The 6,996-nt window shown below is 66.8% G+C and carries 5 protein-coding genes; 2 read left to right on the top strand and 3 right to left on the bottom strand.

What is annotated here, in order from left to right; all coding sequences use genetic code 11:
- Positions 1-371 precede the first annotated feature (371 nt).
- The 3 genes from O1R50_RS26035 to O1R50_RS26025 form a co-directional block, all read right to left on the bottom strand.
- Positions 372-2,141, bottom strand: a complete 1,770-nt coding sequence (locus O1R50_RS26035) for an ABC transporter ATP-binding protein (protein WP_270113183.1) — start codon at positions 2,139-2,141, stop codon at positions 372-374.
- Positions 2,138-4,027: an ABC transporter ATP-binding protein gene (locus O1R50_RS26030; protein WP_270113182.1), complete on the bottom strand. Its 1,890-nt coding sequence runs from the start codon at positions 4,025-4,027 to the stop codon at positions 2,138-2,140. The genes O1R50_RS26035 and O1R50_RS26030 overlap by 4 nt, the downstream gene beginning before the upstream one ends.
- A 731-nt stretch (positions 4,028-4,758) precedes the next feature.
- Entirely contained in the window at positions 4,759-5,502 is a 744-nt protein-coding gene (locus O1R50_RS26025) for a class I SAM-dependent methyltransferase (protein ID WP_270113181.1), read from the bottom strand.
- Positions 5,503-5,817: 315 nt separating this feature from the next.
- Between O1R50_RS26025 and O1R50_RS26020 the strand changes: the two genes are divergently transcribed.
- Both O1R50_RS26020 and O1R50_RS26015 read left to right on the top strand, forming a co-directional pair.
- Positions 5,818-6,144 carry an SMI1/KNR4 family protein gene (locus O1R50_RS26020; RefSeq protein ID WP_270113180.1) on the top strand — a complete coding sequence of 109 codons (327 nt, stop codon included), beginning with the start codon at positions 5,818-5,820 and terminating at the stop codon, positions 6,142-6,144.
- A gap of 293 nt (positions 6,145-6,437) precedes the next feature.
- A partial coding sequence (locus O1R50_RS26015) for a PAS domain-containing protein (RefSeq protein WP_270113179.1) occupies positions 6,438-6,996 on the top strand: 559 nt, incomplete at its 3' end.

Raw genomic sequence — 6,996 nt, 5'->3', positions numbered from 1 at the left:
AGCGCGGCCACGCCTCGGGTCCAGCGGGACAGGAACGAGCAATCGGGTGCGGCCGATGTCATCGGGTGCTCCTTAGCGGACGCGGGTATGGGGAACGCCTGTTATCGCTCACATATCGCAACCTAGGTCCGAAACATCTGATGAATCTTCCGGCGATTCGAACTATAGAGAGATCTCGATGTGTAGTCAACGGTTCGACGGAAGTTTGTTGGTGCACCTAGCGCTAAACTGCCGCGTCGAGTCTCGGCTTCACGGTCGTCGGATCAAGCAGCTCAAAGCCGACAACGTCGACGCCTGGCTCGACACCATGGCCGAGGCCAGCCCTTGCCACGTCCTCGGTGCGGCGGCCACGGCGGCGGCCCGGGCGCCGATCATCGGTACTGGCTCGCCTGGCTTTCGTACAGCGCCGCGTAGGCGCCACCCGACGCAATGAGATCCGCGTGGGTCCCTCGCTCGACGATCGCGCCGTCCTTGAGCACGATGATCAGATTCGCCATGCGCACCGTCGAGAACCGGTGCGACACTAGCAACGTGATCTGCTCGCCCGCATCGGCGGTGCGGGCCGCGTACAGCTCGTGCACCTCGTGCTCGGCCTGCGGGTCGAGCGCCGCCGTCGGCTCGTCAAGCACCTGCAGATTCGCGTCAGTTCGCATATGGGCCCGCGCGAGGGCGAGGCGCTGCCATTGCCCACCCGAGAGTTCGTGCCCGCCCATCGAGCGGTCCAGCAGCGAGTCGGTCCCTTCGGGTAGCCGGTCCACGAACGCGTGTACGCCCGTCTCCTCGATCGCCAGCCGTATCCGCTCGGCATCGTCTATGTGGTCGAGGTCCCCGACGCCGACCGCCTCGGCCACGGTCGTCTTGAGACGGAACGAATCCTGGAACGCGCCCGTGGTCCGCCGCCGCCACGACGCCGCATCCAACTCCTCGAGCGGGCGGCCGTCAAGCAGCACATCGCCTTCTGTCGGCGGGTACATCCCGGTGAGAAGCTTGACGAGCGTGGTCTTCCCCGCGCCGTTGAGCCCGACGAGCGCGATTGTCTGCCCGGCCTCGAGCGTCAGATCAATGCCGCGCAGGGTCGGCTCCGGCGCACCTGGGTAGGTGAACCCGGCCCCTCGCAGCTCGATTCGGTGGACCGGCCCGGTCACCTGGACGGTCCCTGCCGCGGCGGCCTGGTCCCTTCCATAGTCCCGCAGCCACACGTAATGCTCCGCAGCCGTCGCGCCGCGCGCGACCTGCTTGATCGACTCGACGGTTCGCCGTACCTCCCCGCGCAGCCGCGTCGCCAGCGTCACGGCCAGCACGAAGCTGCCCAGCGTCGCCGCACCGGACCCGACCATGCCCGCCGCCAGCGCGAGGGTCGCCGCGAACCCGAGCATGTAGACGGCCCAGCCGGCCAGCTCCCAGCCGATCGCCACCGCGAGTCCGTGGTCACGCGTGCGCAGATACCGCACGCGGGCCTCGTCAGCCCAGGAGTCGATCACGTCCGCCGCGCCCATGACCCGGATCTGCTGGGCGCTTTCGGGTTCGACGGCGAGTCGGTGCAGGCGCTCGTCGCGCCGCTCCTCGGCCGCCGCGCGCTTCTGCGCATCGGCGCGGTGGCGCTGCGCGACCATGCTCGTCCAGATCGGAGGGAACGCGAGGAGGACGAGCAAGCCGAGGGCGATGTGAACACTCGAAAGCAGGATCACGCTGAGGACCACGCTCACGGTCGCCGAGACCGCCCGCACGAGTCCGATCCCGGATTGCGCGAGCTCATACGTGCTCTTGCCGAGCAGGGTGATGCGGTCGTGGAACTCGGGCCGTTCGAGGTGTTCGAGGGTGGGCACGCGGGCGCTGATCCCGATGACCTCTTCGTTGAGGGTGCGATCGACGTGCTCGGCGAGCGTCTGCGACAGGTTGGTGACGATGCGGTTGCCGGCGGCATTGACGGCGTATGCGAATCCGCCGAGGACTGCGACGATGACGAGGGCGGCGAGGGCCCCGGTCTCGGTGTTGTCGACGATCCACCGCTGCGACAGGGCGATGCATACGGCGGCGAAGGCTTCGAGGACCACGAGCGCACCGACCACGATGGTGATGCGGGGTGCGGCGCGCCAGGCGAGCGCGATGGTGTGGCGGGCGAGTTGCAGGATCGCGTTCATGCCGTCGCCTTTCGGGAGTCGGGGTCGGTTCCGGCGGCGGGTTCGAGTTCGGCGAACTGGGAGGCCTGGAGGGAGAACAGGCGCGCGTACTCACCGCCGGCGGCCATCAGCTCGTCGTGGCCGCCTTGCTCGATGATCCCGTCACGGCCGAGCATGACGATGCGGTCGGCGTGCCGGATGGTGCCGAGCCGGTGCGAGATGAGGATGATCGCTGCGTCGTCGATCGCGGTGGTGACGCGGTCGAAGAAGGCGGCTTCTGCGTGCGCGTCGAGATGCGCGGTGGGCTCGTCGAAAATCAGGAGGTCGCGGCCGTGCCGGGCGGCGAAGAGTGCCCGCGCGATGGCGATACCCTGCCACTGCCCGCCCGACAGGTCGGTGCCGTCGTCGAACTCGCGTCCGAGCAGGGTGTCGATACCGTCGGGCACGTCCGCAAGCCAGCGGTCGATGCCGGCGGTGTGCGCGGCGGCGAGGAGGCCGTCGCGATCGGCGGCGTGCTCGACCGCGCCGATAGCGATATTGTCCGCGATCGAGGCGGGGAAGCGTCCGAAGTCCTGGAAGGTGACTGAGACGCGGCGGTGCCAGGCCGCCATGGGCAGGTCGGCAAGGTCGCGGCCGTCCACGGTGATGCGTCCGGTATCGGGCGCATAGAGCCCTGCGAGGAGTCGGATGAGCGTGGTCTTGCCGACGCCGTTGCGGCCGACGAGGCCGACCACCTCGCCCGCTTTGATGTCGAGGTCGAGCCCGGAGACGACGGGCAGATTCTTGCCGGGGTAGGTGAAGCTGACGCCTTCGCAGCGGATCACGGCGTCGAAGCGGACCAGTTCGACCGTTTCGGTTTCGCTGCCTGAACCAGTGGCGCGGAGGCGTTCGAGGGCCCGAAGGGCGAGCGTGCCGTGCTCTATGTCGAAGGCCTCGTGCCCCATGAAAAGGATCCCGAAGATGCCCCAGCCGGCGAAAAAGCAGGTGACGAGTCCGGAGGCGTCGATCGCCCCGGCGCGCATGGCGAGCGCGGGAACCAGGAGCGTGAGGCAGGCGACGGCGGCGGTCATGAGGATGACCGGCCACTGCTGAACCATGACCCGGTGGCGGCTGGGCCACAGGGGAGTCACGTATTCGAGGTACGCGGCGGTGCGGCGGGCCACGAGCCACTGCCCGAGGCCGAACATGCGTAGGTCCTTGGCGGCCTCGGGGCTGTGGCCGAGGCTGGTCCAGTACTGGGTGCGGCGGTGGAAACGCTCGCGCTCATCACCTTCGGCGACCAGCGCCATCCACTGGCGGCGCAGGAGCGCGCGGTTACTCAGGCAGATCACCAGGAGCGGCACCGCGAGGAGCGGTGAGAGGACGACCGAGAGCAGGATCGTGGCGAACCCCGCCGCGGCGAAACGGAACAGCAGGAGTAGCTGCCCGGTGGATCCCGATCCGGCCGTGCGGACCCACTTCTGTTCGAGGTCGCAGGCGCGCACGAGGTCGTCCACGAGGTCGGGGTCGTCGAGTCCGGACACCGGGAGGCGCCGCAGCGACAGGTCCCGGATCTCGCGGCGCAGTGCCCGGTCGATGCGTGAGCCGGCCTTGGTCCGGGCGAGACCCGAGACCGCGTGGAAGGCCTCCTCGAGGAGGAACATCGCGGAGACCACCGCGAGCGGCAGCGCCAGTGCGCCCCAATCGGTCCCGCCGTCCATGGTCTCGATGCTCGACACGAACCAACCGAGGACGAGTGCGAGCGTGCTCGGGGTGAAGGCGACCAGGAAGAGGCACGCGGCGAGCGCGGCCGCTGCGGCCGGCGCGAGCCGCAGGAGGCCGAGCAGCCGCCACCGTTCAGCAGTAAACTCGAGCCAGCGGGTGAGCGCGTTGCCTTGGGGGGGCTCAGGGGGAATGCTTCGAGGCATGGACATCCGTTCGCAGACACAGAACCCGCCGCAGCGATTCGTATGCACGGTTCGATGCGACGGCAGAACCGCCTCTTGATAGGGCTGGTGACAGCCGCCAATGATAGCGATTTCTGATCTGTGCGCAAGCGCGAATTCCACTGAGCCCGTCGGCGCCGGCTGGAGGTCGGAGTAGGCGAGTATCACGAGAGTGACCGAGCGGTGCCAGGAGGCGCAGTTGTAAACCTAGGCCGTGTTTACGAACTGAGGAAGCCTCCTGGTGAATCTGTTGTGCTGCAACAGATTTCAACAGGATGCTCCAGTGTCGAGTCTAAGTGTTGCCCCGCTTGTTTGCTGGAGTTGAGTGTTGGAGCGGCGTTCCGAGGCATTCAGCCAGCGAGGTTGAGGTTGCAAAGCCGAGCGATGCCAGCCGTGGCCTGGGCGGGGTCCTCGCTGTGTAGGCGGCGGTCCCGGAGCGCTTTCCAGACTTTCAGTTTCGCGAAGGTGTGCTCGACGCGGACGTGACGGTGGGAGGCATTGTGGGCTTCCTTCCATCCCACCAGCGGCTTGTCCTTCTTCTGGCGACGGTACGGGATGACCGCGCGGGTGGCCGGGGTAGCCGGCGCCGGCGATCACGGTCGCGGTGCGGGTGGCGTGGTCGACGCCGGACTCGCCGAATGCCTTCGAGTCGTTGCGGCTACCCGGCAGCGGGTTGCCGACGGCAACCACGAGCTGGGTGTCAGAGATGTCGCTCAGGGCGATTCCAGGACAAGGAACAGGAAGCACAGGAACGCCGAGTCAGGCGTCTTGACATCGTCGGGGAACTGCTCGTGGGCGCCAGGTGCCGGGGGCGGCTCGCTGACAACCGAGATCCGGAATCCGGCTTCGATGAATGCCCCGGTGACCGCATGCAGTGGCCGGTGCCATTGTGACAGTAAGACGCTCTGACCGCTGAATGTGCACTCCAAGCCGTACTCGTGGGTCGAGAAGTAGCTGCCGCCTTCTGGGTTGGTGTACTTGTAGACGAAGGGGTGGTTGACGGCCACGAGGAGGCGGCCGCCTGGTGCCAGTACGCGCCGCAGCTCAGCGAGCGGTGCCGTCCAGTCCTCCAGGTAGTGCAGGACCAGGCACGCGATGGCATCGTCGAACGAGTCGTCGGGGAACGGCAGGGGATCGTTCAGGTCCGCCTGCTGCAACGCCGCGCCCTCGCCGAGCCGCCGCCTGGCAAGCTCGAGCATTTTGACGCTGGGGTCGACGCCGGTGACGATGGCGCCCCGGTCACGGAGCGCCTCAAAGAGAGGCCCAGCACCGCAACCGACGTCGAGGATCCGCCGCCCGTCCACGTCCCCGGCCAGGTCCAGGATCGCGGGCCGCGCGTAGTAGCCGTTGAGGAGGCTGGATTCGGTCTCGGCGGCGTATGCCTCGGCGAAGCCGTCGTAGTCGGCGGTCGGCGCCTGTTCGGCGAACCCGACGGCATTCTCGTGATCAGGAGACATGCGGCCCATCCTGACATGACTTGCCCACCCAAAGACGGCCAGTACCAAAAGGCCAGCGGGGCAGGGGTTATTTGGCCGTGCTCGATGATCCGGGTCCGGATATCGATCGACTCGCTTCACATACCCTCGGCCGCCGGACGTGTGGGAAGTTCCGCTCCCATTGGCGAGGTAGTTGTCGACTGCGAGCAAGAATTGCTGCGCTTCGTCCACATCGGTCGGCATGAGCATGACCTTGCGATGAGACCCTATGATCCGCAGCATGACCGAAACGGATGATCGCTCCTCTGAAAAGCCTGGATCCGAGTCGAAGCGGCCTTGAGCCGTGTCCTGCCCGATTCCCTGCCGCTGCTCGCGGGGCCGGCCGAGGCGTCGGAGATCGAGGCGGCGTTGGGGGTGGCCCTGCCGACGGATTTCCGGGCCAGTCTCCGCATTCACAACGGATCGAATTACGGCAACCCGACTCCGGTGCCACTCGAATACCTGTTCAGCACAGGCGAAATGGTCGAGATGACGCGGGCATGGCACTCCGAAGAAGACCCGGACATCGACAATCCTTCCGTCATGGCCTGCCCGATCGACGAGGGCATGATCCACGTGAGCGGGCCGGTGCGACCGACTCCCAGTAGTGGCGATTGGGACTGACTTTCGGACGTTTCTCGACCTCGGCCTGGATCTTGGATTCGCGGTCGGCAGAAGTGGGCTCTATCCCACGTATGCGGAGATCGTGCAGAGACCCTAGACCCTCTCCCCTTCATGTAGCAAACCGCTGGGTTTGTGACGTCGTTCTGGTAATGGAAGCGATCGAACTCGAACTGCTCTTCAACACGAGAGGCGCATTTCCGTGTTTTCCTTTCGCCTGCGTGCGGGGGTGTAGCGTGAGAAGACAGACTGAGGGGTACACGGCAACCTCGCCCGACGCGTAGGGGCGGTCGGAAATGGCGGATCTGGACTACGTTGCACTGTTCGCGGCGATACCGTCCCCATGCGTCGTGATCACGCGGGACATGGTGATCGTCGCGGCCAACCCGGCCTACATGGAGGCCATGGGCAAGACGCGCGAGGACCTGATCGGGCGGAAGCTTTTCGACGTTTTCCCTGAGAGCGATCCCGAGACGCACAGCGAACGGAACGTCAAGGCCTCGCTGAACCGGGTCATGGAGACCGGGAAGCAGAACACCATGGCCCTGCAGAAGTACGACGTCCCCATCGAGGGGATTCGCGGCGGGTTCGAGGAGCGCTGGTGGACGGTGGTCCACTCACCGATCGCCGGTCCGAACAGCCCGGTCGAATGGATCCTCATCCGGGCGGAGGACGTGACGGCGTTCGTCCGATCCCGGGCCGGCCGCCCGCCGACCGAGGAGCCGACGGAGGCGCCGTCCGAGGCGATGGCGCGGGAGGCCGAGCTCTTCGAACGGGCCCGCGAGCTCCAGCACCTCAACGTGGAGCTGAGCGAGGCCAACATACGCGACCACCAGGTCGCCGTCACCCTCCAGA

It is taken from the genome of Glycomyces luteolus (assembly GCF_027622875.1).
GTDB lineage: Bacteria > Actinomycetota > Actinomycetes > Mycobacteriales > Micromonosporaceae > Glycomyces > Glycomyces luteolus.
The sequence above is the reverse complement of the archived record's forward strand: the minus strand, read 5'-3'. Positions and strand labels throughout refer to the sequence as shown.

What these genes read in the sequence shown, in the direction of transcription:
- O1R50_RS26030 (WP_270113182.1), bottom strand. Translation starts at nt 4,027, where the DNA reads ATGCCTCGAAGCATTCCCCCTGAGCCCCCCCAAGGCAACGCGCTCACC.
- O1R50_RS26035 (WP_270113183.1), bottom strand. Translation starts at nt 2,141, where the DNA reads ATGAACGCGATCCTGCAACTCGCCCGCCACACCATCGCGCTCGCCTGG.
- O1R50_RS26025 (WP_270113181.1), bottom strand. Translation starts at nt 5,502, where the DNA reads ATGTCTCCTGATCACGAGAATGCCGTCGGGTTCGCCGAACAGGCGCCG.